Origin of the sequence: Sphingobium sp., assembly GCF_036170395.1 — a bacterium.
Taxonomy (GTDB): Bacteria; Pseudomonadota; Alphaproteobacteria; order Sphingomonadales; family Sphingomonadaceae; genus Sphingobium.
This window is the reverse complement of sequence record NZ_JAVHPD010000046.1, coordinates 39,357-64,251: the sequence shown is the minus strand read 5'-3', so window position 1 is coordinate 64,251 and position 24,895 is coordinate 39,357. Positions and strand designations below refer to the sequence as shown.

General features: G+C 67.0%; 24 protein-coding genes and 1 riboswitch. Of the genes, 15 read left to right on the top strand and 9 right to left on the bottom strand.

The window, feature by feature from the left end; genetic code table 11:
- The first annotated feature begins 292 nt into the window (after positions 1–292).
- The 10 genes from V2B31_RS12235 (at position 293) to V2B31_RS12190 (ending at position 11,137) form a co-directional block, all read left to right on the top strand.
- On the top strand, positions 293–1,009 hold the full coding sequence (locus V2B31_RS12235) for an IS6 family transposase (protein ID WP_328278868.1): 717 nt from the start codon (positions 293–295) through the stop codon (positions 1,007–1,009).
- A 284-nt stretch (positions 1,010–1,293) separates the two neighbouring features.
- The gene (locus V2B31_RS12230; protein ID WP_328278865.1) at positions 1,294–2,583 is read left to right on the top strand and encodes an adenylosuccinate synthase; all 1,290 of its coding nucleotides are present in this window, start codon (positions 1,294–1,296) and stop codon (positions 2,581–2,583) included.
- Positions 2,584–2,588: 5 nt separating this feature from the next.
- Entirely contained in the window at positions 2,589–2,771 is a 183-nt protein-coding gene (locus V2B31_RS12225; protein WP_328278863.1) for a hypothetical protein, read from the top strand.
- Between the two features lie 94 nt (positions 2,772–2,865).
- Positions 2,866–3,750 (top strand): bestrophin family protein, encoded by an 885-nt coding sequence (locus tag V2B31_RS12220; RefSeq protein WP_328278861.1) that lies wholly within the window; start codon positions 2,866–2,868, stop codon positions 3,748–3,750.
- Between the two features lie 155 nt (positions 3,751–3,905).
- Positions 3,906–4,006, top strand: a riboswitch (glycine riboswitch).
- 179 nt (positions 4,007–4,185) lie between these two features.
- Positions 4,186–5,337, top strand: a complete 1,152-nt coding sequence (gene gcvT, locus V2B31_RS12215) for a glycine cleavage system aminomethyltransferase GcvT (RefSeq protein ID WP_328278859.1) — start codon at positions 4,186–4,188, stop codon at positions 5,335–5,337.
- A gap of 28 nt (positions 5,338–5,365) precedes the next feature.
- Complete coding sequence (gene gcvH, locus V2B31_RS12210) at positions 5,366–5,737, top strand: glycine cleavage system protein GcvH (protein WP_328278857.1); 372 nt, start codon at positions 5,366–5,368, stop codon at positions 5,735–5,737.
- Between the two features lie 149 nt (positions 5,738–5,886).
- Positions 5,887–7,245, top strand: a complete 1,359-nt coding sequence (gene gcvPA, locus V2B31_RS12205) for an aminomethyl-transferring glycine dehydrogenase subunit GcvPA (protein ID WP_328278855.1) — start codon at positions 5,887–5,889, stop codon at positions 7,243–7,245.
- Between the two features lie 114 nt (positions 7,246–7,359).
- Positions 7,360–8,934, top strand: coding sequence for an aminomethyl-transferring glycine dehydrogenase subunit GcvPB (gene gcvPB, locus V2B31_RS12200; protein WP_328278853.1), 1,575 nt, complete (start codon positions 7,360–7,362; stop codon positions 8,932–8,934).
- A gap of 77 nt (positions 8,935–9,011) precedes the next feature.
- Positions 9,012–10,217 carry a cytochrome P450 gene (locus V2B31_RS12195; protein WP_328278851.1) on the top strand — a complete coding sequence of 402 codons (1,206 nt, stop codon included), beginning with the start codon at positions 9,012–9,014 and terminating at the stop codon, positions 10,215–10,217.
- A 41-nt stretch (positions 10,218–10,258) separates the two neighbouring features.
- On the top strand, positions 10,259–11,137 hold the full coding sequence (locus V2B31_RS12190; protein ID WP_328278849.1) for a hypothetical protein: 879 nt from the start codon (positions 10,259–10,261) through the stop codon (positions 11,135–11,137).
- On the opposite strand, the gene V2B31_RS12185 is transcribed toward V2B31_RS12190, so the two are convergent.
- The 5 genes from V2B31_RS12185 to hrpB form a co-directional block, all read right to left on the bottom strand.
- Positions 11,094–13,082 (bottom strand): ATP-binding protein, encoded by a 1,989-nt coding sequence (locus V2B31_RS12185; protein ID WP_328278846.1) that lies wholly within the window; start codon positions 13,080–13,082, stop codon positions 11,094–11,096. The two genes, V2B31_RS12190 and V2B31_RS12185, sit on opposite strands and share 44 nt — an antisense overlap.
- 93 nt (positions 13,083–13,175) lie before the next feature.
- Complete coding sequence (spt, locus tag V2B31_RS12180) at positions 13,176–14,438, bottom strand: serine palmitoyltransferase (RefSeq protein WP_328278842.1); 1,263 nt, start codon at positions 14,436–14,438, stop codon at positions 13,176–13,178.
- A gap of 131 nt (positions 14,439–14,569) precedes the next feature.
- Positions 14,570–14,815 carry an acyl carrier protein gene (locus V2B31_RS12175; RefSeq protein ID WP_328278838.1) on the bottom strand — a complete coding sequence of 82 codons (246 nt, stop codon included), beginning with the start codon at positions 14,813–14,815 and terminating at the stop codon, positions 14,570–14,572.
- Between the two features lie 118 nt (positions 14,816–14,933).
- The gene (locus V2B31_RS12170; protein ID WP_328278834.1) at positions 14,934–15,212 is read right to left on the bottom strand and encodes an ETC complex I subunit; all 279 of its coding nucleotides are present in this window, start codon (positions 15,210–15,212) and stop codon (positions 14,934–14,936) included.
- Positions 15,213–15,265: 53 nt separating this feature from the next.
- Positions 15,266–17,791, bottom strand: a complete 2,526-nt coding sequence (gene hrpB / locus V2B31_RS12165; protein ID WP_328278829.1) for an ATP-dependent helicase HrpB — start codon at positions 17,789–17,791, stop codon at positions 15,266–15,268.
- Positions 17,792–17,953: 162 nt separating this feature from the next.
- Here hrpB and V2B31_RS12160 point away from each other — a divergent pair, with 162 nt between their 5' ends.
- The gene (locus V2B31_RS12160) at positions 17,954–19,564 is read left to right on the top strand and encodes an ATP-binding protein (protein ID WP_328278824.1); all 1,611 of its coding nucleotides are present in this window, start codon (positions 17,954–17,956) and stop codon (positions 19,562–19,564) included.
- On the opposite strand, the gene V2B31_RS12155 is transcribed toward V2B31_RS12160, so the two are convergent.
- Positions 19,565–20,344, bottom strand: a complete 780-nt coding sequence (locus V2B31_RS12155) for a TSUP family transporter (RefSeq protein WP_328278820.1) — start codon at positions 20,342–20,344, stop codon at positions 19,565–19,567.
- A 140-nt stretch (positions 20,345–20,484) separates the two neighbouring features.
- The gene (locus V2B31_RS12150) at positions 20,485–21,513 is read right to left on the bottom strand and encodes a polyprenyl synthetase family protein (RefSeq protein WP_328278818.1); all 1,029 of its coding nucleotides are present in this window, start codon (positions 21,511–21,513) and stop codon (positions 20,485–20,487) included.
- 105 nt (positions 21,514–21,618) lie between these two features.
- Here V2B31_RS12150 and V2B31_RS12145 point away from each other — a divergent pair, with 105 nt between their 5' ends.
- On the top strand, positions 21,619–21,897 hold the full coding sequence (locus tag V2B31_RS12145; protein WP_328278817.1) for a chorismate mutase: 279 nt from the start codon (positions 21,619–21,621) through the stop codon (positions 21,895–21,897).
- A gap of 2 nt (positions 21,898–21,899) precedes the next feature.
- On the opposite strand, the gene V2B31_RS12140 is transcribed toward V2B31_RS12145, so the two are convergent.
- Complete coding sequence (locus V2B31_RS12140) at positions 21,900–22,790, bottom strand: DMT family transporter (protein WP_328278816.1); 891 nt, start codon at positions 22,788–22,790, stop codon at positions 21,900–21,902.
- Positions 22,791–22,828: 38 nt separating this feature from the next.
- The gene (locus V2B31_RS12135; RefSeq protein WP_328278872.1) at positions 22,829–23,287 is read right to left on the bottom strand and encodes an SH3 domain-containing protein; all 459 of its coding nucleotides are present in this window, start codon (positions 23,285–23,287) and stop codon (positions 22,829–22,831) included.
- Between the two features lie 136 nt (positions 23,288–23,423).
- Here V2B31_RS12135 and V2B31_RS12130 point away from each other — a divergent pair, with 136 nt between their 5' ends.
- From V2B31_RS12130 to V2B31_RS12120, 3 genes are read left to right on the top strand one after another with little or no spacing between them, the layout of a single operon-like run.
- A complete protein-coding gene (locus tag V2B31_RS12130; protein WP_328278813.1) occupies positions 23,424–24,437 on the top strand; it encodes a 2-hydroxyacid dehydrogenase in 1,014 nt (337 codons plus the stop codon).
- Positions 24,438–24,496: 59 nt separating this feature from the next.
- Positions 24,497–24,682 (top strand): DUF1328 domain-containing protein, encoded by a 186-nt coding sequence (locus tag V2B31_RS12125; protein ID WP_328278811.1) that lies wholly within the window; start codon positions 24,497–24,499, stop codon positions 24,680–24,682.
- A 5-nt stretch (positions 24,683–24,687) separates the two neighbouring features.
- The gene (locus tag V2B31_RS12120) at positions 24,688–24,888 is read left to right on the top strand and encodes a DUF5818 domain-containing protein (RefSeq protein WP_328278807.1); all 201 of its coding nucleotides are present in this window, start codon (positions 24,688–24,690) and stop codon (positions 24,886–24,888) included.
- Positions 24,889–24,895: the final 7 nt, after the last annotated feature.

Here is a 24,895-nt window from a genome sequence, read left to right as displayed (position 1 = left end):
TCCGGGGCGCCCCCCCCCCCCCGAGATTCGCTACTGCGCTATCATGTCGAGGGACTTATCGCGATCATGCAGGAAGCAAGCGGCAAGCCAGTCATGGCGCTTCGCGACAAGGGTGGCGTCTATGACCCCCAACTTCCCGCGGGCGCCGCTGGTCTTTGGATCCGCTGGGCTGTCGATCAGATGGAACCCAGGATCACCGACACCAGACTTTCTTTCTGGGTGCGCAACACACGCAGGGGTGCTGTCAAACCAAATGCACCGGTCGTTAGGGGTATGGTGATAGGTGGGTAGGATGCCACGCCCAGCTTGGCCCGCAAGCCCATTCCGATACTTCAACTCGTCGCCTGAGGTGATCCGCACGGCGGTAATGCTGTACATTCGATATCCACTCAGCCTACGGAACGTGGAGGATCTGCTGTTCGAGCGCGGCTATGATATCAGCCATGAGACGATACGATATTGGTGGAATCGTTTCGGGCCGAGGTTCGCGGCTGAAATCCGCAAGCAGCGCGTTTCCAGGATGCGCGGCTTCCGGCATTGGCGATGGCACCTCGATGAGATGTTCGTCAAGATCAATGGGAAGCAGCATTATCTGTGGCGCGCCGTCGATCAGGAGGGCGAAATCCTCGAGAGCTACGTCACGAAAACTCGCGACAAGAAGGCGGCTCTCGCCTTTATGAAGAAGGCCCTAAAAAGGCACGGTTCACCGGAAACGATCGTCACTGATGGCTTGCGATCCTATGGTGCCGCCCTGAACGAACTGGGCAATCGCGACAAGCAAGAGACCGCGCGCTGGGCCAACAACCGGGTCGGAAACAGCCATCTTCCTGTCCGACGACGAGAGCGCGCCATGCTCCGTTTCAGGCGGATGCGATCGCTACAGAAATTCGTCTCGGTCCAAGCCAATGTCCATAACCATTTCTGTCTGGAGCGTCATCTCGTCAGTCGCGAAGTCTACAAGGAACGACGCTCCGCGGCCGTGGCGGAGTGGCGGTCTCTCGCAAGCTGAGCCCATGCGATTTCAACCCCGAAATGCATCCTGTGGAGAGCAGTTCGCGTTTGTTTGACAGCACCCGCCAAAAAGCCCGACAACGGTGTGAACTTCGCACCGTCGCGCCAGGAACGCGCGCCCCACCACCCAAACACCCCAGCGCGCCCAGCCTTGACGCGCCCCGCCCACCCGTCTACCCCGCGCCCCGTATTCGGACGCCCCCGCGTCCCTCATCCCACCGGCATGTCGAGTCCCGTCGAAGGGCATGGCCGGTCACCGTGGCGGGCGGAAGGATTGTATCCATGGCAAATGTGACCGTGATCGGCGCCCAATGGGGTGACGAGGGCAAGGGCAAGATCGTCGACTGGCTGTCGGAGCGCGCCGATGTCGTCGCCCGCTTCCAGGGCGGGCACAATGCCGGCCACACGCTGGTCGTAGGGGAGAAGGTCTATAAGCTCTCGCTGCTCCCCTCCGGCATCGTGCGCGGCACGCTGTCGGTCATCGGCAATGGCGTGGTGCTCGATCCCTGGCATTTCCGCGACGAGGTGGCGAAGCTGAAAGGGCAGGGGGTGGAGATCACGCCTGCCAATCTCCAGATCGCCGAAACCTGCCCGCTGATCCTGCCCTTCCACCGCGACCTCGACGGGCTGCGCGAGGATGCGAGCGGTGCCGGCAAGATCGGCACGACCCGGCGCGGCATCGGCCCCGCCTATGAGGACAAGGTCGGCCGCCGCGCGATCCGCGTGTGCGATCTCGCCCATCTCGACGATCTCGGCCCGCAGATAGACCGGCTGACCGCCCATCATGACGCGCTGCGGGCAGGCTTCAACGAAGCGCCGATCGATCGCGCCGCGCTGATCGCCGACCTCACCGAAATCGCGTCCTTCATCCTGCCCTTCGTCAAGCCGGTCTGGCTGACGCTCAACCAGGCGAAAGCGCGGGGCAAGCGCATCCTGTTCGAGGGCGCGCAGGGCACATTGCTCGACATCGATCATGGCACCTATCCCTTCGTCACCTCCTCAAACACCGTGGCGGGCACGGCGGCGAGCGGCACCGGCCTTGGCCCCGGCGGGGCGGGTTTCGTGCTCGGCATCGTCAAGGCTTATACGACGCGAGTCGGCTCCGGCCCCTTCCCGACCGAGCAGGAGAATGACGTCGGCCAGCGGCTTGGCGAACGCGGCCACGAGTTCGGCACCGTCACCGGGCGCAAGCGCCGCTGCGGCTGGTTCGACGCGGTGCTGGTGCGCCAGTCGGTCGCGGTGTCGGGCGTCACCGGCATCGCGCTCACCAAGCTCGACGTGCTCGACGGGTTCGAGACGCTGAAAATCTGCGTCGGCTATCGCATCGGCGAACGGACCTTCGATTACCTCCCCGCCCACGCCCAGGATCAGGCGCGCGCCGAGCCGATCTACGAGGAGATCGAAGGCTGGCAGGACACCACGGCGGGCGCGCGCAGCTGGGCCGAGCTGCCCGCGCAGGCGATCAAATATATCCGCCGGATCGAGGAGCTGATCGGCTGCCCTGTCACGCTCGTCTCCACCAGCCCCGAGCGCGAGGACACGATCCTCGTGCGCGATCCCTTCGCGGATTGATCGCCATGGCCGGAGAGAAATTCGAGCGCCACAAGCAGCCCTGGACCCAGGACGAAATCCAGAAGCTGCATACGCTGGCGAAGAAGGGCATGGCCTTGAAAGCCATAGCCAAGGCACTGACCCGCAGCGAGGAGTCGGTGAAGGCGCGAGCGAAGCAGGACGGGCTGAGTATCGTGAAGCTGCGATAGGGGCCGCCCTTCCGTAACTTTTCGTTGCGGCGCGGGCGCGGCGGAGCATCTTGGTTGATGCTGCGTTGCGGCATTTCTGATTTCGGAGACCCGCATGATCGTCGATCCCATCCCCAATTTCCGCCGCATCGCGTCCGAAGTGTGGCAGCCGCTGACCGCCTTATTCGTCTGGGACTGCGCGGTGACGATCACTTATTATCTGCTGCCGTTCAAAGCGCCCGAACTGCCGCTCACCATCTTCGGGTCGGCGCTGGCGCTGTTCCTGGGGTTCCGGTCCAACAGCGCCTATCAGCGCTGGTGGGAGGCGCGGACGCTCTGGGGCGCGATGATAAACGCTTCGCGCAGCCTGGCGCGCGCCACCCGCAACTTCATGCCGGACCCGGACGCCCGCGACCTCAAGCGCGAGATCGTCAAGCGCCAGATCGCTTATGTGAACGCGCTGCGATGCCAGCTGCGCCGCCAGCCGATCGGTGAGGATGTGACGAAATTCCTGACCGAGGAGGACAAGGGCAAGGCGCTGGCGCGGACCAACCCTGCCAATGGCCTGCTCGACAGCACCGGGCGGCGGATCGACATCGCCCGCCGCAGCGGCTGGATCGACACCATCCAGCAGACCCAGATGGAGGCGCTGCTGGTCGACATCGCCAATGCGCAAGGCGGCATGGAGCGGATCAAGAACACGCCGCTGCCGGTGCAATATCGCTACCTGCCGACCATCTTCACCCATATCTTCTGCATCGCCCTGCCGATCGGGCTGGTGGAGTCTCTCGGCTTCGCCACGCCGCTGGGGTCGACCGTGGCAGGCCTCATGTTCATGGCGGTGCTGCGGATCGGCGACGATCTGGTCGATCCCTTCGCCAACACCGTCCACGACAATCCGTTGACCGCCATGTGCCGCACGATCGAGATCGATCTGCTTCAGTCGATCGGCGACCCGGCGCCCGAGCCGCTGAAGCCGGTCAACGGCGTGCTGTGGTGATCGACAGCGCATCGCGCGGCTATCGTGCTGTCCCGCTGCCGGTGGGAAGCCCTCGCACCGCGCCCTTCGTCCGCGCGCCGCATCCCCACTTCCCCGATTGACGCGCCCCGTCCTTTGCCGCAATGCCGGAGGCGTCGCCGGCGGATTCGTTCGTCGGGCATGATGCGGGAGAGCATGGGCGGTCTTTCAGGCCAGGCCCGTCGCCGAAGGAGCAACCGCCCCGGAATCTCTCAGGCCAAAGGACCGCATCGCGCAAGACACTCTGGAAAGCGGACGCGCTTCATGCCCGTCCCACCGAAGGGGTAAGCCATGCGGCCGCAAGGCCGCTGGTCAAAGCTCTCAGGTTCCGTGACAGAGGGGGTGGCAGCATTCCGCGCCATGTGTGGCGGGGCAGCGCTGTCGCCTTGGGACTTATCACGGAAAGGCCGGCCTTTCATGACCGCCAATGACGACATCGCCCATCTGGAAGAAGAGCTGCCGTTGCAGGCGCTGCCGCTCGACGGCTGGCACCGGGCGAAGGGCGCGCGGATGGTGGGCTTTGCCGGCTATCATATGCCGATCCAGTATGAAGGGATCATGGCCGAGCATCTGTGGACGCGCGACCATGCCGGGCTGTTCGATGTCAGCCATATGGGGCAGCTCACCTTTTCGGGGGAGGGCGTGGACGCGGCGCTGGAGCAGCTTCTGCCCGCCGACATTGCTGGCCTGAAGCCCTTCCGCCAGCGCTATTCGATGCTGTTGGACGAGGAGGGCGGTATCCTCGACGACCTCATGGTCTCGCGGCTGGGCGGCGGCGCGTTCGATGACGCAGACATCTATATGGTCGTCAACGGCGCGACCAAATATGACGATATCGGCTGGATGATCGAGCAGCTGCCCGACGAAGTCGTGATGAACCATATGGATGAGCAGGCGCTGCTGGCGCTTCAGGGACCGGAGGCGGGCGAGGCGCTGGCCGCGCTTGTCCCGGAGACCGCCGACCTGCTGTTCATGCAGTCGGGGCTGTTCACCTGGCGCGGCATCCCGCTGTGGATCAGCCGGTCGGGCTATACCGGCGAGGACGGGTTCGAGATCAGCGTGCCGGCCGAAGACGCGACGCTGCTGGCCGACGCGCTGTGCGCACTGCCGCAGGTCAAACCCATCGGCCTGGGCGCGCGCGATTCGCTGCGGCTGGAGGCGGGGCTGCCGCTTTACGGCCATGACCTGACGCCGGCCGTCAGCGCGATCGGCGCGGACCTGGCCTTCGCCATCGGCAAACGCCGGCGCGAGGAGGGCGGCTTTATCGGCCATGCTCGGGTCATGAAGGAGTTGGCGGACGGCCCCGGCACAAAGCGTGTGGGCCTGCGGATCGAGGGCCGCCTGCCTGCGCGCGAAGGGGCGAAAATCTACGCCGGCGCGGTCGAGGTGGGTGAGGTCACCTCGGGCGGCTTTGCGCCAAGCCTGGGCGCGCCGATCGCGATGGGCTGGGTCAGCCTGCCCCATGCCGCGATCGACACCGCTCTGGACATCGACGTGCGCGGCAAGCGTATCGCCGCTGTGGTCGCACCGATGCCGTTCGTCCCGCATCGCTATCGCCGCAAGCCGTGAAGCCATTTTTCGGAAGGGGAGTAACCATATGAGCCGCTATTTCACTGACGAACATGAATGGATCGATGTCGAGGGCGAAATCGCCACCGTCGGCATCACCGACTATGCGCAGGAGCAGCTGGGCGACATCGTGTTCGTGGAGCTGCCCGCCGAGGGTACGACCTTCGAGAAGGGCGACGATGCCGCCGTCGTAGAATCGGTCAAGGCCGCGTCGGATGTCTATGCGCCGATCTCGGGCGAAGTGGTCGAGACCAACAGCGCGCTGGAGGACGAGCCGGCGCTGGTCAACAGCGACGCGGAGGAGGATGGCTGGTTCTTCAAGCTGCGCATCACCGATCCGAGCGAGCTGGAAGGGCTGATGACCGAGGCGGCTTACAAGACGTTTGTGGCGAGCCTTTGATGGAAATTCTCCCCTCCCCTTCAGGGGAGGGGCTGGGGGTGGGGTTTATCCTCATGGCGTAACGCATGGGGCGACACCCCACCCCAACCCTCGAAGAGGGTCGCGTGCCCCTCTTCGACCTGAAGGGGAGGGGCTTAGAAAGGAATGACATGCGCTACCTACCCCTTACCGACACCGACCGGCAGGCGATGCTCGCCACGATCGGCGCGGCGTCGATCGACGATCTGTTCGTGGACGTGCCGGCCGAGGCGCGGCTTGCCGGGCCGATCGCGGGCCTGCCCGCTCACGCCAGCGAGCTTGCGGTCGAGCGGCACATGACCGCGCTCGCGCGGCAAAATCTATCGGCGGGGGAAGCGCCCTTCTTCCTGGGCGCGGGCGCATACCGCCATCATGTCCCTGCCAGCGTCGATCATCTGATCCAGCGCGGCGAGTTCCTGACCGCCTACACGCCCTATCAGCCCGAAATCGCGCAGGGCACGCTCCAGGTGCTGTTCGAGTTCCAGACGCAGGTCGCGCGGCTGCTGGGCTGCGATGTCGCCAATGCGTCCATGTATGACGGCTCGACCGCCTGCTGGGAAGCGATCGGCATGGCCCGGCGCATCACGAAGCGGGGCAAGGCCTTGCTCTCCTCCGGCCTGCATCCGCACTATGTCTCGGTCGCGCAGACGATGGCGAAGTTCACCGGCGACGCGCTGGTCCATGACGCGCCGACGCTGGACGCGGCGACCGACATCGACGTGCTGATCGCCGCGATCGACAAGGACACGTCCTGCGTCGTGGTGCAATATCCCGATATCCTCGGCCGCATCGCCGACCTGACCCCGCTCGCTGACGCCGCGCACGCCGCCGGCGCGCTGCTGGTCGCGGTGGTGACGGAGCCGGTGGCGCTGGGGGCGATCAAAGCGCCTGGAGCTATGGGCGCGGACATCGTCGTGGGCGAAGGCCAGTCGATCGGCGTGGGCCTTCAGTTCGGCGGGCCTTATCTGGGCCTCTTCGCGTGCAAGCAGAAATATGTCCGCCAGATGCCGGGACGCCTGTGCGGCGAGACAGTGGACGCGGCGGGCAAGCGCGGCTTCGTGCTGACGCTCTCGACCCGCGAGCAGCATATCCGCCGCGAGAAGGCGACCTCGAACATCTGCACCAATTCGGGCCTCTGCGCGCTGGCGTTCAGCATCCACATGACGCTGCTGGGGGAAAAGGGGCTGCGGGAACTTGCCGCGCTCAACCATGCGCTCGCCTGCGAGGCGGCGGACCGGCTGGCGCGGGTGCCGGGCGTTACCCTTGTCAACGACAGCTTTTTCAACGAATTCACGCTGGTCCTGAACAAGGATGCGCGCGAGGCGGTGCGGAACCTCGCCGACAGGGGCGTGCTGGCCGGCGTGTCGCTCGGGCGGCTCTATCCCAAGGCGCCGGAGATTGCGGGCGGGCTGATCGTCGCGGTCACCGAGACGACGACGGTCGAGGATATCGAGGCTTTGGCCACGGCGCTGGAGGAGGAACTGGCATGACCCTTCCACTTAACCCGTTAGCCCTGAGCCTGTCGAAGGGCCGCACTTTCCTCGAAGAAAAGGGCAGGGCTTCGACAGGCTCAGCCCGAACGGATTTGGAAGGAGGCCTGTAATATGACCATGCTCAAGGAAGGCCGCCCGACCGCGCCCGAGGCTGTCGAGGACGCGCACATGGCCCCCGCCACCGCCACCGGCAATCGCGCGCTGATGCTGGAGGAGAAGCTGATCTTCGAGATCGGCTCGACCGACACCACTGGCGTCGATTTCGCCGAAACCCCCAGGGTCGCCAGCCGTCTCGGCGCGCTCGCCCGCACCGATGCGATCGGCCTGCCCGGCCTGTCGGAGCAGGAGACGGTGCGCCACTATACCCGCCTCAGCCGCCAGAATTACGCCATCGACCTCGGCCTGTTTCCGCTCGGCTCCTGCACGATGAAGCACAACCCGCGCCTCAACGAGAAGATGGCGCGGCTCCCCGGCTTTGCCGACATCCACCCGCTGCAACCGCAATCGACGGTGCAGGGCGCTCTTGCAGTCATCAACCAGCTTGCCTTCTGGCTGATCGACCTGACCGGGATGCACGGTGTCGCGATGGCGCCCAAGGCCGGCGCGCATGGCGAATTGTGCGGGCTGCTGTGCATTCGCGCGGCGCTGGAGGCGCGGGGCGATGCGCGGCAGGTGGTGCTGGTGCCCGAAAGCGCGCATGGCACCAACCCCGCCACTGCCGCCTTCTGCGGCTACAAGGTCGAGGATATTCCCGCGACGCCGGAGGGCCGCGTAGATCTGGAGGCGCTCAAGGCCCGGCTCGGCCCTGATGTGGCGGCGGTGATGATTACCAACCCCAACACCTGCGGCCTGTTCGAGCGCGACATGAAGGTGATTTCCGACGCGGTCCACGCCGCCGGCGCCTTCGTCTATTGCGACGGCGCGAACTTCAACGCGATCGTCGGGCGTGTACGTCCCGGCGACCTGGGCGTCGATGCGATGCATATCAACCTGCACAAGACCTTCTCGACGCCCCATGGCGGCGGCGGTCCGGGCTCCGGCCCGGTGGTGCTCAGCGAAGCGCTCGCGCCCTTCGGGCCTCTTCCTTATACCGCGCGCATGGCGGACGGCACGATCCACCTCATTGAGGAGGATAATGTCGGCGAGGAGATGCCGCAGAGCTTCGGCCGCATGTGCGCCTTCCACGGGCAGATGGGCATGTTCACCCGCGCGTTGACCTATATCCTGTCCCACGGCGCGGATGGCCTGCGGCAGGTGGCGGAGGATGCCGTCCTCAACGCCAATTATGTGCTGCGCAGCCTGGAGGATGTGCTCGACGCCCCGTTCGGCGCGAGCGGCCCGTGCATGCATGAGGCGCTGTTCAGCGACAAGGGGCTGGCCGAAGGCTTTACCACGCTCGACATCGCCAAGGGGCTGATCGACGAGGGCTTCCACCCGATGACCATGTATTTTCCGCTGGTCGTCCATGGCGCGATGCTGGTCGAACCGACCGAGACGGAAAGCAAGGCGGCGCTCGACCAGTTCATCCTGGCGCTCCGCAGCCTGGCGGAACGCGCAAAGGCGGGGGACGAGGCGCTGAAGGGCGCGCCCTATCATGCGCCGCGCCGCCGCCTGGACGAGACGCTGGCGGCGCGCAAGCCGGTGCTGACCTGGAGCGAGCAGGCGCTGGCGCAAGCGGCGGAGTGAGGTGAAGCTGGCGTAAGTCCCAGCTTCGCTAGATCCCTGCGGCGGCTACTCTTCCGACGATAATCGGAGGAGGGGTGATGACCGTGACCAGCGTGCCGGCGCATGTGCCGGCGGATCGGATCGTCGATTTCGACATCTTCAACCCGCCGGGCGTCGAGCAGGATTATTTCGCAGCCTGGCAAGGGCTTGCCCGCCCCAACGGGCCGGGCATCGTGTGGACCACCGCCAATGGCGGCCACTGGATCGCGACGCGAGGCGAGATCGTCCGCGCGCTCTGGGCCGACACCGCCCGGCTTTCCAGCGAAGTGCTGGCGGTCACGCCGGGGCTGGGGGAGGTGATGCGCTTCATCCCGCTCCAGCAGGATCCACCCGAACATCATGCCTATCGCATGGCGGTGATGAAGGGTTTCGCCTCGCGGCATATCGTCGCGCTGGAGCCCAGAGTGCGCGACGTGGCCCGCGACCTGATCGTCGGGCTCGCGCCGCGCGGACAATGCGAGTTCATGGAGGAGTTCGCGGAGATATTGCCCCTCCATATCTTCCTGACCCTGATCGACGTGCCGCTGACCGATCGGCCGCGGTTGCGGGCATTGGGCGCGCAGCTGACGCGGCCCGATGGGTCGATGAGCGTCGAGCAGTTGCGCGACGCCGCCGATGCGTATCTCGCCCCCTATATCGCCGAGCGCATGGCGCATCCGGGCGACGATCTGTTCAGCCGCATCCTTGCCGAACCTGTGAACGGCCAGCCCTGGAGCGTGGACGATGCCCGCCGCATGTGCCGCAACCTTTTGTTCGGCGGTCTCGATACGGTGGTCGCTGCGGTGGGCATGGCGGCGCTGCACCTGGCGCGGCACCCGGACGATCAGGCCGCGCTGCGCGCCGATCCCGCGTGCATCCCGGACGCCGCCGACGAACTGATGCGGCGCTATCCGACCGTGTCGGTCAGCCGCAACCTGATCGAGGATGTGGCGGTGGACGGCGTGACGCTGAAGCGCGGCGACATCATCTATCTGCCGAGCATCCTCCACAATCTCGATCCGGCGAGCTTCGACGCGCCCGACGCGGTGCGTTTCGACCGGAAGCTCAACCCGACGCGGCATACGACCATGGGCGTCGGCGCGCATCGCTGCGTCGGGGCGGGACTGGCGCGGATGGAGATGATCGTCTTTCTGGAGGAATGGCTGTCGGCGATGCCGGCCTTCCGCCTCGATCCCGATCGGCCGGTGCGGATGAAGGGCGGCAATGTCGGCGCCTGCACGCAATTGCCGCTGCGCTGGGACTGAACCGGCTTCATTTCGCCCGCGCGCCGATATAGGGCAGGGCGATGCCCGATCGCCTCCCCGATCTCGTTTGCGCGGAACTGAACCAGCCCGCCGATCCGCGCGCCGCCGCGATGGCCGGAGCGCTGGCGGCGCGATATCCCGGCGCGGCTCGCGCCGTGCTCTTTTACGGCTCCTGCCTGCGGGAGGCCAATCTCGACGGGCTGATGCTCGATTTCTATCTGATCGTATCGGATTATCCCGCCGCCTATGGCCGGACATGGCTGGCGACCGCCAATCGGCTGATCCCGCCCAACGTCTTTCCGTTCGAGCATCAGGGGCTGATGGCGAAATATGCGGTGCTGTCCGAAGCCGATTTCGCGCGGCTCAACAGCCCGGCGGCGGACAATGTGTCGGTTTGGGCGCGCTTCGCGCAGCCCTCGCGGCTGCTCTGGGTCGCCGACGATCTCGCGCGGCAGCGCGTCGTGGCGGCGGTGGCGCAGGCCGCGCCGACTTTGCTGTCGCTGGCCCGGCCGATGGCGAGAGGGGGGGGCGATGTGCTCGGCCTCTGGAAGACCGGCTTCACCCTGACCTACAATGCCGAACTGCGAGCCGAGAAAACCGGTCGTTCGCTGTCCATCGTGGATGCCGATCCCGATCGCTATCGCCGCTTCGGCGAGGCGGCGCTGGACGATGGCTTGCCGCCGTCGCCTGCGGACGCTGCGTCGGTCTGGCGGCGGCTCCAGCGCCGGGGCAAGCGGCTGTCGGTCCTGCGCCTTGCCAAGGCGAGCTTCACCTATGCCGGCGGGATCGACTATCTCGCCTGGAAGATCAACCGCCATGCCGGGACCAGGATCGCGATCAAGCCGTGGCAGCGGCGCTGGCCGCTGGTGGGCGCGCTCACTCTGCTGCCGCGGCTGTTCCGGGGAGGGGCGATACGCTGAGCGCGTCGCCGAGCGCCTGCCCGAGCGCAGCCAGCGTATAGGGCTTGCGCAGCACGGCATGGCCGGCAAAGTCCGCGCTTTCGCCGACATCGCCCGCATAGCCGGTGACGAACAGCACCGGCAGATGGCGAAACTGGGCGGGGAGCGCCTTCACCATTTCCGGCCCGGTCATGTCGGGCATCAGCACGTCGCTGATGATAAGGCCGATATCTGCGTTGTTGGCGAGCAGTTTCGCCGCCTTGGCCGGGTGGTCGCAGGCGACCGGCAGGTGACCGAGTTCGCTCAAAGCCGCCATCGTCTGGTTGAGCACGCGCGGATCATCCTCGACCACCAGGATACGGGTAGGGGGCTGGCGCACCGGCCCCTGCGCGAACGCCGCGCCGTCATCGCCATCGGCCGCTTCGCCAAGGCAACGGGGCAGGTAGATATGAACGCTGCTGCCTTCGCCCGGCGTCGAATCGATACGGATTTCGCCCGCGCACTGGCGCACCAGCCCGAATATCTGGCTGAGGCCGAGGCCCGTCCCCTTGCCGACCGGCTTGGTGGTGAAGAAGGGCTCGAACACGCGGGCGAGCACCTCGGGTGTCATGCCGCAGCCATCGTCGGTGACGGTCAGCACCACATAGTCGCCCGCCGCGCAATCGCCGATCTCGCCGGCCTTCAGCGCGATGCGATCGGTCGACAGGCTGAGCCGCCCCCGCCCTTCCATCGCGTCGCGCGCGTTGACGCAGAGGTTGAGGATCGCGTTTTCGAGCTGATGCTGATCGACGAAGATGCGCCAGCCCTCTGCGCGATGCGAGAAGCTGACGATGATCTGGTCGCCGATGGTGCGGTCGATGAGGTCGGCCATGCCCGCGATCAGCGCATCGGGATCGACCGCGCTCGGCAGCAGCGGTTCGGATCGCGCGAAGGCAAGCAGGCGACGGGTGAGGGCGGAGGCGCGGTTCGCGCCCTCCATCGCATTGTCGAGGTGGCGCGCGGCGTCCTCGGGCTTGAGCCGGAGGTTGCGCTTGGCGAGTTCCAGTCCGCCTACGACCACGGCAAGCATATTGTTGAAATCATGCGCAATGCCGCCAGTCAGCTGCCCGACCGCGTCCATCTTCTGCATCTGGCGCAGATTATCCTCGGCGGCGGCGCGCTCGGCCGATTCGCGCTTCAGTTCGTCATAGGCGGCGGACAGTTCGGCGGTGCGCGCCTGCACCGCCGCCTCCAGCCGGTCGGCGCGTTCGGTTTCCAGCTCGGCGAGCGTGCGGGCCTTGCGCCGTTCGCTATAGGCGGCGTTGGCAAGCCAGGCGGCAAACAGCACGCACACCAGCAGCACCAGCCCCAGCAGCCGCGACGTGCGCCCGACCTGCTCGGTGCGGTCGCCCGCGAGGCTGACGGCGAGGCTTCGCTCCTGCAGCCGGCTGTTCTCCGCCCGGATAACCATGTCGAGCAGCGCGGTGATCCGCCGCAGGTCGCGACTCTTGCCAGCCTGGTGGAAGCGGGCGAGCGCCGCCATCTTCTGGTCATAGGCGGTGCGCAGCCCAATCTCGTTCAGCGTCCGTCCCCGCTCCGCGAACGCGCGCTCGAGCGCTTCGAGATGCCCGCGTTGCCAGCCGGACCGGCGCGTAGCGTAGCTGAGCGCCCGCAATTGCCGCGCCGCGCCGCGCCACTGGTCCTGAAAAAGCCGGCCGGTGTCGGGATCGAGGCTGATGACATAGCGCGCCAGCGTCACCTCGGCGCGGGCGACCTGCGCCTCGAACCCGCGGGCGAGCGCGATCACCTCGAAACTGCGCTGCTGCTCCTCGAGGGCGCGCTGATGATCGCGCGTGGCATTGCTCGCTGTGTAGAGCAACGCGCCGAGCGCGCCGACCAGCAGAGCGACGAGGAGGAACGGCAAGGCCCGGCGCGCACCGACCCGCCAGCGGCTTTCCCGTCCATCCAGATGATCGCCATGCGCCATGGGACCGTTACACTAGCCCAACAAGGTTAATGAAGAAACGGGGGAGGGAAAAACTTCCTTAACATGGGTCGCATTCCGGTCGCGGCGGTTGCCTCAGCGGAGCGCGCCGGTCGCCTTGCCCGCGGCCGCGAACATGCCGATGATCTGTTCGACCTGATCGTCGCTATGTTCGGCGCAGAGCGAGCAGCGCAGCAGGAAGGTGCCGGCCGGAGTCGCCGGGGGACGCGCCATGTTGACGTAGAGGCCGAGTTCCAGCAGCGTCTGCCACATCGCCACCGCCTGGGCCTGATCGGTCAGGATGACAGCGATGATCGCGGATTGCGGCGTCCTGGTGCCGAGCGTGAAGCCGAGGTCGGTCAGCCCCTTGTGCAGCCGCTGACTGTTCTTCCACAGATGCGCGCGCTTCTCGCCCGCGTGCATCAGCTTGCGGATGCTGGTCGCTGCGGTGGCGACGACGCTGGGCGGCAGCGAGGCGGTAAAGACATAGGGACGGCAGACGAGGCGCAAAATCTCGAACTTGGGGTGGTTGGACACGCAGAAGCCGCCGACCGTGCCGACCGACTTGGAGAAGGTGCCGACGACGAAGTCCACGTCCTTTTCGACGCCCTGCTCCTCATAGACGCCGCGACCATGATCGCCGAAGAAGCCCATGCCGTGCGCTTCGTCGACCAGGATCATGCAGTTGGGATGCTTGCGCACCGCCGCGACCATGTCGGGCAGGGGGGCCACGTCGCCCAGCATCGAATAAACGCCCTCCAGCACGACGAGTTTCAGCGCGTCGGCCGGGAGCCGGCCCAGACGCTTGTCCAGATCCTCGACGCTGTTGTGGCGGAAGCGGACGATCTCCGCATCGCCCAGGAAGCAACCGTCATAGATGGACGCATGGCTGTCGGCGTCCAGAACGACATAGTCACCCCGGCCCGCCAGCGTGGAAATGAGGCCGAGATTCGCCTGATAGCCGGTCGAAAAGACCATCGCGCCCGACGTGCCGTAGAAATCCCTGAGCGCGTCCTCGACTTCCCGATGCCCCTGATATGTGCCGTTCAGCACGCGGCTGCCGGTGGTGCCCGCGCCAAATTCGTCGAGCGCCTTCTTGCCGGCTGCCACCACGTCCGGGTCGAACGTCATGCCCATATAGTTATAGGTGCCGAGCAGGATCGTATCCTTGCCCTTGATGACCGCCTGGGTCGGTGATTTCACCTCGTCCATCACGATCGCGAAAGGATCGCGCACGCCCGTCGCCAGCAGCGCTTCGCGCTCGGCGATCAGGGCGTCGAATTTGGAGAAGAGGTCGCGCGCATTGCTCGTTTCGGCGGGGGTGCGCGCGTCGTTGGCTGTGGCGGCTGCGTCGGTCATAAATGTCGTATCCCATAGCCGTTCAGGCTGAGCGAAGTCGAAGCCCTTTGCCGAGCGGAGCCGAGGCTCATGCTTCGCCTTCGCTCAGCAACGCCCTTCGACTTCGCTCAGGGCGAACGGGAAATCTCAACTCAGGCGGCCTTGAGCTTCGCCACCGCGTCGACCAGCTGGCCCACGGTCTCGATCTCGGCCTGCATGTTCATGGTGATGATGATGTCGAACTCATCCTCGATCGCGGCGACGAAATCCATGACGGTCAGGCTATCCCACTCCAGATCGCCGGCGAAGGTCGTGGCTTCGGTCAAGGCGACGCTCTTCTTGTTGAAGGGTTCGATCTGGGCGGCGACGCTCTCGAAAATGGCGCTGCGATCGGTCATTATCGTCAAAATCTTTCCGTCAAAACGCGGCTTTTGCCGCCTCGACCCGCCCTTTGGCAAGCGAATAAGGCGGCAATCGGGCAGCATCGCGCCCGAATATGCGGCGCGGCGCGTGCGTTCAGCGGAAATTGTCGGCGTAGGCCTGAATTTTCAGCGTCTTGGGCGGGGTCGGAATGACGTCATAGGCGATGCCGTATTTATCCGCATAGGCGATCGCGGCCTCCTTCGACGGGAAGGTCAGCTTCACCTGGCTCTGCGTGTCGCCCGAGCCGGTCCAGCCGGTGAGCGGATCGGGCTTGCGCGGTTCGGTCTGCGCGAAGTCCAGCATCCATTTGTCGGTCCGGGCCTTGCCCGATTGCATGGCGTTTTTCTGGATCTGGTAGATGCGCGCGGTCATCGCAAGGAACTCCGTGAAACTATCGCTGCGTTGCACCAGCCGGCTCGTTCAAGTCAAGGCTTGGCCCGCGCATCGGCTCTCTTCGTTCGCAGCGTCGCGCTGGCGGAAGCGGGATCGTCGGGCCAGGGATGGCGCGGGTAGCGGCCGCGCTTTTCCTTGGCGACATCGCGCCAGTTGCCCGCCCAGAAGCCGGGCAGGTCGCGCGTCGTCTGGATCGGCCGGCCGGCTGGCGAGGTGAGCGAGAGGACAAGGGGCAAGTGCTCGCTCCCAACGGTCGGATGCTCGGCGAGACCGAACAGCGCCTGCACTCGCAACTCGACGCGCGGACCGCCCTCGGCGGCATAGTCGATCGCGTGGGTGCTGCCGGCGGGGGAGCGGAAGTCTGGCGGAGCGAGGCGATCGAGCTGTTGCTTGCCCTCCCAGCCGATCAGTCCTTCCAACACGCCTGAAAGCTGCGATCGGTCGATGTCGGACAGGCGGCGTTTTCCCGCCAGCAGAGGTGGCAGCCAGTCGTCGAGCGTAGTGAGCAGCGCGTCGTCCGACAGCGCTTCCACGCCGGCGAAGCCCGCGCGCATCCGCAGCGATTGCGCCGCATCCGACCAGGGTAGCAGGGCAAGGCCCCCCTGCCGCACGCCGTCCAGCAGCGCGGCGACCACCGCCTGCGGATCGGGCCGGTCGTCCGATCCGCTCGACAGCCGCACCGCGCCCAGCCGACGCTCGCGCAGGGCTTCGATCCCGCCATTGGCCGAGCGGAAGCGGACGGTGCGGTGCTCGGCGATCTGGTCGCCGTAGAGAGCGATTACGTCCGACTCGCTGAGCGGGGCGGCCGACAGGATACGCGCACCCGCCGCGCTGCCCTGAACCTCGCCCACCGCCAGCCACTCCTCGCGCGCGAGCGGCGACAAGGGATCGAGGCGGAAGCCGCGCCCGCCCACGCTCGCCCAGTCCGCGCCATCGGCGGAACGGCGCTTGGCGACACGATCGGGGAAGGCGAGGGCGAGGCAGCGGCCTTCTCCCCCTCCCGCAAGCGGGAGGGGTCGATCGGAGGTCCGTGACTCCGATCGAGGGGGTGGGTTTGCGCTTAGGTTGCGCGTTTGCCCACCCCCTAACCCCCTCCCGCTTGCGGGAGGGGGGACCAGGCCGGCCCACCGCTTCGCCATCGCGCGCGCCGCATCCGCGCGCTTGCCGCTCTCGCGCCGCCAGCGCTGGCGGCGGAGGGTGAGATCGATGTCCTGCCCGCCGATGCCGCGCTCGCCGAGCAGCACGGCGACCTCCGCCGCAATGTCCGCCAGTCCCATTTCGCCCGCGCGCACCAGCATATGGGCGAGGCGCGGGGAGAGCGGCAGCGTCGCCAGCACCTTCCCATGCGCAGTGATGCGCCCGTCCGCGTCCAGCGCGTCCAGCCGCATCAGCCGTCGCCGCGCTTCCTCCACCGCGGCGGCGGGCGGCGGATCCAGCCAGCGCAGGGTCGTGGGGTCGCTGACGCCCCAGAGCGCGCAATCGAGCAGCAGGCTGGAAAGATCGCTTTCCAATATTTCCGGCGGGTCGAACGGCGGCATCCCCGCCGTCGCGGCTGCCTCCCACAAGCGATAGGCGACGCCGGGCCGCTGCCGCGCGGCACGGCCGGCGCGCTGGGTCGCCGCCGCCTGGCTGGCGCGTTCGGTCACCAGCCGGGTAACGCCCGCCGGCCGATCGTAGCGGGGCCGCCGCGCGAGGCCGCTATCCACCACGATCCGAACGCCGTCGATGGTGAGGCTGGTTTCCGCGATCGAGGTGGCGAGGATCACCTTGCGCGCCCCCTCGCGTGACGGGCGGATCGCCGCGCGCTGCGCCGCCGGGTCCAGCGAACCGTGGAGCTTATGGACTTCCGCCACGCCTTCGATTCGCTCGGCCGTTCGCTCGATCTCCGCGACGCCGGGCAGGAAGGCGAGCAGATCGCCTTCCGCCTCTTCGGCGAGCGCCCGACGGATTGCCGCCGCCATCTCGTCCTCGACCCGCTTCTCGGCTGCGCGGCCGATATGGCGCAATTCAAGCGGCTGGATGCGGCCCTCGCTCTCGATCACCGGCGCAGCATCCAACAACGCAGCGAAGCGCGCGCCATCCAGTGTCGCCGACATCGGCACGATCCGCAGATCGGGCCGCAACCCAGCTTGCGCATCCAGCACCAGCGCCAGCCCGAAATCGCTGTCGAGGCTGCGCTCATGCACTTCGTCGAACAGCACGGCGGACACGCCGGACAGTTCCGGGTCATCCTGTATCCGCCGCACGAAAATGCCCTCGGTCAGCACCAGCAGGCGGGTCTTGGCGCTCGCCCTGCTATCCATCCGCGTCGCATAGCCGACCGTGCCGCCCGGCTGCTCGCCCATCAGTTCGGCGATCCGCTCCGCCGCTGCGCGTGCCGCCAACCGGCGCGGCGAAAGCATCAGCACCTGCCCATCGCACCAGGGCTCATCCAGCAAAGCGGGTGCAACCGCCGTGGTCTTGCCCGCCCCCGGCGGCGCCACCAGCACGGCGTTGCTCCCCGCCCGCAAGGCGGCGAGCAGGTCGGGCAGCACGGCATGAATGGGCAGGTCGGTCATGCCCCCCTCTCGCCCGGCGCGCGCCGAAGCGCAAGGCGGCGCGATTTTGCCGATCCTCATGGAAACAGTTGCGCGGCTGGACGTTTCGCGCGCACAAACGACTGATCCATGTTTGTCAAAACAAGCGGCAGGGCGCGCCGCGACGAAGGGGCGACAAGAAAAATGGCAAGCCTGCCAGGGGATGCGGAGCGCTATCGCGCCCTGTTCGAGACGATGGACGAGGGCTTTTGCATCATCGAGTTTCTCGATGGTCCGCACGGCCCCTTAAGCGACTATATCCATATCGAGGCGAACGCCGCCTATGAACGGCACGCCGGCATCCCCAATGTCGTAGGGCAGAAGCTGCGCGACATGGTTCCCGACGAAGCCGATGGCTGGGCCGAACTATATGGCGAGGTGCTGCGGACCGGCAAGCCGATCCGCTTCGAGCGCGAACTGGTGGCGACCGGCCATCATCTCGAAGTCCATAGTTTCCGCGTCGGTCCCTTCGAGAACCGCCAGGTCGCGGTGCTGTTCAAGGACATTACCGACCGTGTCCTTGCCGAGCGCGCGCAGCAGGAAATCAACCAGACGCTCGAAGCGCGCATCGCCGAAGCGCTGGCCGAGCGGGAGGAAGTGGAAAGCACGCTGCGGCAGGCGCAGAAGATGGAGGCGGTGGGGCAGCTGACCGGCGGTCTCGCGCACGACTTCAACAATCTGCTTGCCGGCATTTCGGGCGCGTTCGAGATGATCGGGGTGCGGCTGGCGCAGGGCCGGACGGCGGAGGTCGAGAAATATCTGGCGGCGGGGCAGGGCGCGACCCGGCGGGCGGCGGCGCTCACCCACCGGCTGCTCGCCTTTTCGCGCCGCCAGACGCTGTCGCCCAAGCCGATCGTCATCAACCGGCTGCTGGGCGACCTGTCCGAACTGGTGCGGCGCACGGTCGGCCCGCAGATCGACGTGCAGACGATCGCGGCGAGCGGCCTCTGGCCTGCGCTGGTGGACGCCAACCAGCTGGAAAACGCGCTGCTCAACCTCTGCATCAACGCGCGCGACGCGATGCCCCATGGCGGCACGATCACGATCGAAACGGCGAACCGCTGGCTGGACGATCGTACCGCGCGCGAACATGGGCTGACGCCCGGCCAATATGTGACCGTCTGCACCAGCGACACCGGCACCGGCATCGACAAGGCGATCCTCGACCGGGTGTTCGACCCCTTTTTCACGACCAAGCCGATCGGCGAGGGCACGGGCCTTGGCCTCTCCATGGTCTATGGCTTCGCCCGGCAGAGCAACGGCCATGTCCGCATCTATTCCGAAGTCGGACAGGGCACGATGGTGTGCATCTACCTGCCCCGCCATCGCGGCGAGGAGGAGGAAGAGACGATCATCGTCGGCGACGTGCCGATCCCGATCGACGCGGGGGAGACGGTGCTGGTGATCGACGACGAGCCATCGGTGCGGATGCTGGTGGCCGATGCGCTGGGCGATCAGGGCTATCATTGCCTGGAGGCGGGCGATGGCCCGTCGGGGCTCCGCATCCTCGAATCGAAGGCGCGGATCGACCTGCTCGTCACCGATGTTGGGCTGCCCGGCGGGCTCAACGGGCGGCAGGTGGCGGATGCGGCGCGGGCGCTGCGGCCGGGGCTCAAGATATTGTTCGTGACCGGCTATGCCGAAAATGCGGTGCTGAACCACGGCCATATCGAACCGGGCATGGAGGTGCTGACCAAGCCCTTCGCGGTGGACGAATTGCGGCGGCGCGTGGCGACGCTGCTGAAGGCGGAATAGTCAGCCGAACAGATAGAGGTGGATCGGGTTCTTCGGGTCCAGCAGCATCTTGGCGGTCAGCGCCAGCGACATGAGGATCAGGAGTGGCTTGATGAGCCGCGACCCGAAGCGCATGGCGAGGTGCGATCCGATCTGCCCGCCCACGATGCTGCCCGCCGCCATGGCGAGGCCCGCGATCCAGATCACATGCCCGCCGGCGAGCATTGTCAGCAGCCCGGCGAGGTTGCTGGCGAAGTTCGCCGCCTTGGTCTGCGCGGTTGCCCGCAGGATCGAAAGACCGCCGAGCACGAGGAAGATGGTGGTGTAGAAAGCGCCCGCGCCTGGCCCGAAAAAGCCGTCATAAAAACCGACGATGCCGATGAGGCCCGCCAGCCCGCTCATGCCCACGCGCGCGTGCCGGTCCGCGTCGCCTAGCTTTGGCGAGAAGGTGAAATAGGCGGCCATGGCGATCAGCAGCGCGGGCATGAGGCCGGCGAGGATCGAGGGATCGACCCGCTGGAGCAGCCATGCGCCGCCGACCGATCCGGCGAACGCCGCCATCACCGGCCATTTATAGGTGGCCAGGTCCATATGCCCCTTGCGCGCATAGGCGACGCACGCGCCGAAGGTGCCGAAACAGCTTTGCAGCTTGTTGGTCGCCACCGCCTGCACCGGAGAAATGCCGGCCGCCAGCAGCGCGGGCAGGGTGATGAGTCCGCCGCCGCCCGCCATCGCATCGATGCACGCGGCCATCATCGCGGCGGCGGACAGGAAGGCGATGGTTTCCGGGGAGAGGATCAATTACGTTTCTCCGTTCAGGCTGAGCGAAGTCGAAGCCCCTCACTGAGCGAGGCGAAGTGACTTCGCTTCGCTCAGACAAGCCCTTCGACTTCGCTCAGGGCGAACGGATGACAAGTTGAACAACGAACCCGCCTGCGCCCTCAATAAGCCCGCGCTATCGCGAACTCCACCGCTTCGGTAAGGGCCGCCTTGGCCTTGCCGGCATCGAACATCCCAAGCGCGTCGATCGCGCGCTGGCCGTAATGGCGGGCGCGCGCCAGCGTGTCGGCGATCGCGCCGGTCCGGCGCAGCAGCTGGGTCGCATGGGCGAGGTCCGCGTCGCCGATGCGGTGGCCGGCGATGGCGGCCTTCCAGAAGGCGCGATCCTCCTCCGACCCGCGCGCATAGGCGAGGATGACGGGCAGCGTTACCTTGCCGTCGCGAAAATCGTCGCCGGCGTCCTTCCCCATGGTCGCCTCGTCCGACTCATAGTCGATCGCGTCGTCGATCAGCTGGAAGGCGATGCCCAGATTGCGGCCATAGACGTCGAGCGCCTGCTCCTCCGCCTCGCTGCGATCGGCGACCACGGCGGAAATGCGGCAGGCGGCGGCGAACAGCGCGGCGGTCTTGGCCCCGATGATGTCGAGATATTGCTCTTCGCTCGTGTCGATCTTGCGCTGGGCGGTCAGCTGGTTGACTTCGCCCTCGGCAATCACGGCCGACGCGCCGGAGAGGATTTTGAGCACTTTCAGCGACTCCGCCTCGACCATCAGCTCGAACGAGCGGGAGAAGAGAAAGTCGCCGACCAGCACGCTGGCGCTATTGCCCCAGATGATGTTGGCGGTCTTGCGGCCCCGGCGCATCCCCGATCCATCGACCACATCATCGTGCAGCAGGGTCGCGGTATGGATGAACTCGACCGCCGCGGCGAGCTTGTAATGGCGCGTGCCGGCATAGCCGACGAGGTCCGCGCAGGCGAGCGTCAGCATCGGCCGCAGCCGCTTGCCGCCTCCCGCGATCAGATGCCCGGCAAGTTCGGGGATCAGCGGGATGCGCGACTGCATCCGGTCCAGGATCACGGCATTCACCTGGTTCATGCCGTCTGCGACCAGGTTCATGATGGGGGCGAGCGACGGTGCCGCGCTGGCGCGGCCGATCGGGTGGACGTTTCCGGGAACGGATGCTGTCATGACCCGGTCCATGTGGCGGCGCAAAATGCGGAAGGCAAGCGGTAATGGCTTGCGCGCGGGCCAAGATGACGCAAAAAGCCGGCGTTCAATCGAGGGGGCAGGTCTGTGACCGACACTTTGCAGCGCTATCGCGAAAGCATCGACAATATCGACGCGGCGCTGGTCTTCATGCTGGCCGAGCGGTTCAAGATCACCCAGGCGGTCGGCGAATATAAGGCGAGCCATGCGCTGCCCCCGGCCGATCCGGGGCGTGAGGAGCGTCAGGTCGCGCGCCTGCGCCAGCTCGCCGCCGACGCCAAGCTCGATCCGGATTTCACCGAGAAATTCCTGCGCTTCATCATCGACGAGGTGATCCGCCATCATGAGCGGCTGCGCGAGGGCTGACGTCAGGCGGGTTCCGCGACGTCGGCGCGCCGGCCCTGCGACCGGCCGAGCAGTACCCCGACCAGCGCCAGCGCAAAGCCGACAAGCTGCACCGGCCCCAGCCGCTCGCCGAACAGCAGCCAGGCTTCGGTCGCGGCCAGCGGCGGCACGAGCAGCAGCAGCATAGACATGCGCGTCGGCCCCTGATGCCGCACCAGCCAGATGAGTAGGCTCAGGCCCGCCGCCGACAGCCCCAGCACCGACCAGCCGAGCCCGATCCACAGCATCGGCGCGCCGTCCCAGCGATAGTCGCCGACGATCAGCGTCGCGGCGATCGCGACCAGCGCGCCGCCCATATTCTGCGCCGCGCCCGACACGAGGATCGGGTCGCCGCTGATCTGCCCGCGCTGGATCAGCGTGCCGCCGGTCATCGCGACGATCGCGATCACGCCGGCCACCGCCGGCCACAATGTCGCGCCGCCAGCGCCGCCGCGCGCGATGGCCGGTTCCAGCACGCACGCGACGCCGATGATCGCGATGGCGAGGCCGGCCCAGCTCCGCGCCGGCAGCCGTTCGCCCAACAGGGGGACGCTCGCCACCGCCACGCCGAGCGGCTGGAGCGATCCCATCAGCGCCATGATCCCGGCCGGCATTCCGCTGTGGATCGCCCACCAGCTGAGCGTCAGATAGAGGCCGTGGAGCATCGCGCCGGCGGCCAGATGCAGCGCCAGCCGCCGCCCGCGCGGCCATGCCTGCCCGGCGTAGAGGCTCGCCGCCGCCAGCAGCAGCGCGACGAGCGACAGCCGGATCGCCAGGATCAGTTCCGGCGCGCCATGCGGCGCCACCGCCCGCGCGATGATGAAGCCGGTGGACCAGATGAGCACGAACAGGATGGAGGCGAGCGCAGCGAACATGCCCGGCCCTTTGGCGCAACCGCATGGCCCTGTCGAGTTTAGGGCGCGGTCGCCCCCCAGATGTCGGCGGCCTTCACATAGCCGCGCTGGCCCTTCACATCGAAGGCGCACCAGCCGTCCGAACAATCGCTCAATCGTCCCACGACCCCGCGTTCGGCGCGGAACAGCGCGCGCGATCCGTCGCTGGGCGCTTCGTGCATCGGCGCTTCGGGTGCGCGAACGATGGCGGTGGGCGTGTCGCTCAGCAGCCGGACGTGCATCCAGCCCTGCGCTCCGTCGGGATCCTCAACCTTGCGCCAGAGGCCGAGCACCTGCACCACCTTCACCGGCAGGTCGCGGCGGCGATAGACCCAGCTCGAGGGATAATCGAGGCTCGGCCCGACCCGCATCCGCGCTTCGTCCTGCGAGAGCGACGCCCAATAAGGCACCGGCTTGCCCGGCGCGGCAGCCGCCGGGTTGGCGAAAAGGCTGGCTGCCGCCAAAGCCCACCCCGCCATGTGCTTGATCCCGAAGCATTGGACTCTGTCAGTCATAGCGCCCCATAGCGCGTCCCGCGCCGTCGCCACAATCTTTCATATCGCCGTCCGCCTAATCCGCTTGACCGGCAGGACGCCCCGGAATAGCGGCCTTCTCATGGTCCAGGAACCGCGCAAGAGGCAACCGCGCCCCGCCAAGCCGCGCGTGATCGTCACGCGCCGCCTGCCGCCCAATGTGGAGGCGCGCATGGCGGACCTGTTCGACGCCAGCTTCAATGTCGGCGACGTGGCGATGAGCCGCGCGGAACTGGCGCGCGCCATGGCGCAGTGCGACGTTCTGGTGCCCACCATTGGCGACACGATCGACGCCGCGCTGATCGCCGGCGCGCCCGACCGCCTGCAACTGATCGCCAGCTTTGGCAGCGGGGTCGACCATATCGATCTGGTCGCGGCGCGGAAAAAGGGGATCATCGTCACCAACACGCCCGGCGTCCTGACCGAGGACACGGCCGACATGACGATGGCGCTGATCCTGTCGGTGCCGCGCCGCCTGGCCGAGGGCGAGAAGCTGGTGCGCAGCGGCGAATGGCGCGGCTGGAGCCCGTCGGGGATGCTGGGCCATCGCATCGGCGGCAAGAAGCTGGGGATCATCGGCATGGGGCGCATCGGCCGCGCTGTCGCCCGCCGCGCCCGCGCCTTCGGCCTGTCGGTCGCCTATAATAACCGCCATCGACTGCCCTTCGAGGTGGAGCAGGAACATGAGGCGCAGTGGCAGGAGGATGTCGATACGCTGCTGGCGGCGAGCGACATCGTGTCGATTCACTGTCCGCTCAACGCCGACAGCCGCAGCCTGATCGACGCGCGGCGCATCGCGCTGATGCGGCCCGACGCCTATCTCATCAATACCTCGCGGGCGGAGATCACCGACGAGCCGGCGCTGATCGCGGCGCTGGAGGAAGGGCGGATCGCCGGCGCGGGCCTGGACGTCTATGCCCATGAGCCGGCGGTCGATCCGCGCCTGATGGCGCTCTCCAATGTCGTGCTGCTGCCCCATATGGGATCGGCGACGTTCGAGGGGCGGGACGCCACCGGCGCGCGGGTCATTGCCAATATCCGCACCTGGGTCGATGGGCATCGCCCCCCTAATCAGGTGCTCGAAGGCTGGGTCTGAGGAACAAGCGGGGCAGGGGACGGTTGGAGTCATCATCCTCCGTTCAAAAGGCCCGTTCCATGATTAAGCTCGCGATTATTTCCCTCGTCATCGCCGCCGTGCTGGCGCTGCTCGGCTTCGGCGGCGCGGCCGGCGCGTTCGTCGGCATCGCCAAGATATTGTTCTTCATCGCGCTTGCCGTGTTCGTGCTGTTCCTCATCCTGGGCATCATGGCTGGCAAGGGGATCAAGGACGCGATAGACTGACGCCCATGGAGATCGGCGCGGGCGTTGACGAAACGGGAAGGCTGCTGCGCGACGCGGCGGGCTTCCTGCTCCAGCGCGATCTGGGCGGCAGCTACCGCCTCGTCCTCCTGCGCGTGCCGGTCGATCATGTCGAGAAGCGGGTGCGGGTGCGCGGCTTCTATGCCGGCGACGGTATCGTCGAGGCGGACGGGGTCGCGCCCGCCTGACCCTCTT

What these genes read in the sequence shown, in the direction of transcription:
- V2B31_RS12235 (WP_328278868.1), top strand. Translation starts at nt 293, where the DNA reads ATGCCACGCCCAGCTTGGCCCGCAAGCCCATTCCGATACTTCAACTCG.
- V2B31_RS12230 (WP_328278865.1), top strand. Translation starts at nt 1,294, where the DNA reads ATGGCAAATGTGACCGTGATCGGCGCCCAATGGGGTGACGAGGGCAAG.
- V2B31_RS12225 (WP_328278863.1), top strand. Translation starts at nt 2,589, where the DNA reads ATGGCCGGAGAGAAATTCGAGCGCCACAAGCAGCCCTGGACCCAGGAC.
- V2B31_RS12220 (WP_328278861.1), top strand. Translation starts at nt 2,866, where the DNA reads ATGATCGTCGATCCCATCCCCAATTTCCGCCGCATCGCGTCCGAAGTG.
- gcvT (WP_328278859.1), top strand. Translation starts at nt 4,186, where the DNA reads ATGACCGCCAATGACGACATCGCCCATCTGGAAGAAGAGCTGCCGTTG.
- gcvH (WP_328278857.1), top strand. Translation starts at nt 5,366, where the DNA reads ATGAGCCGCTATTTCACTGACGAACATGAATGGATCGATGTCGAGGGC.
- gcvPA (WP_328278855.1), top strand. Translation starts at nt 5,887, where the DNA reads ATGCGCTACCTACCCCTTACCGACACCGACCGGCAGGCGATGCTCGCC.
- gcvPB (WP_328278853.1), top strand. Translation starts at nt 7,360, where the DNA reads ATGACCATGCTCAAGGAAGGCCGCCCGACCGCGCCCGAGGCTGTCGAG.
- V2B31_RS12195 (WP_328278851.1), top strand. Translation starts at nt 9,012, where the DNA reads ATGACCGTGACCAGCGTGCCGGCGCATGTGCCGGCGGATCGGATCGTC.
- V2B31_RS12190 (WP_328278849.1), top strand. Translation starts at nt 10,259, where the DNA reads ATGCCCGATCGCCTCCCCGATCTCGTTTGCGCGGAACTGAACCAGCCC.
- V2B31_RS12185 (WP_328278846.1), bottom strand. Translation starts at nt 13,082, where the DNA reads ATGGCGCATGGCGATCATCTGGATGGACGGGAAAGCCGCTGGCGGGTC.
- spt (WP_328278842.1), bottom strand. Translation starts at nt 14,438, where the DNA reads ATGACCGACGCAGCCGCCACAGCCAACGACGCGCGCACCCCCGCCGAA.
- V2B31_RS12175 (WP_328278838.1), bottom strand. Translation starts at nt 14,815, where the DNA reads ATGACCGATCGCAGCGCCATTTTCGAGAGCGTCGCCGCCCAGATCGAA.
- V2B31_RS12170 (WP_328278834.1), bottom strand. Translation starts at nt 15,212, where the DNA reads ATGACCGCGCGCATCTACCAGATCCAGAAAAACGCCATGCAATCGGGC.
- hrpB (WP_328278829.1), bottom strand. Translation starts at nt 17,791, where the DNA reads ATGACCGACCTGCCCATTCATGCCGTGCTGCCCGACCTGCTCGCCGCC.
- V2B31_RS12160 (WP_328278824.1), top strand. Translation starts at nt 17,954, where the DNA reads ATGGCAAGCCTGCCAGGGGATGCGGAGCGCTATCGCGCCCTGTTCGAG.
- V2B31_RS12150 (WP_328278818.1), bottom strand. Translation starts at nt 21,513, where the DNA reads ATGACAGCATCCGTTCCCGGAAACGTCCACCCGATCGGCCGCGCCAGC.
- V2B31_RS12140 (WP_328278816.1), bottom strand. Translation starts at nt 22,790, where the DNA reads ATGTTCGCTGCGCTCGCCTCCATCCTGTTCGTGCTCATCTGGTCCACC.
- V2B31_RS12135 (WP_328278872.1), bottom strand. Translation starts at nt 23,287, where the DNA reads ATGGCGGGGTGGGCTTTGGCGGCAGCCAGCCTTTTCGCCAACCCGGCG.
- V2B31_RS12130 (WP_328278813.1), top strand. Translation starts at nt 23,424, where the DNA reads ATGGTCCAGGAACCGCGCAAGAGGCAACCGCGCCCCGCCAAGCCGCGC.
- V2B31_RS12125 (WP_328278811.1), top strand. Translation starts at nt 24,497, where the DNA reads ATGATTAAGCTCGCGATTATTTCCCTCGTCATCGCCGCCGTGCTGGCG.
- V2B31_RS12120 (WP_328278807.1), top strand. Translation starts at nt 24,688, where the DNA reads ATGGAGATCGGCGCGGGCGTTGACGAAACGGGAAGGCTGCTGCGCGAC.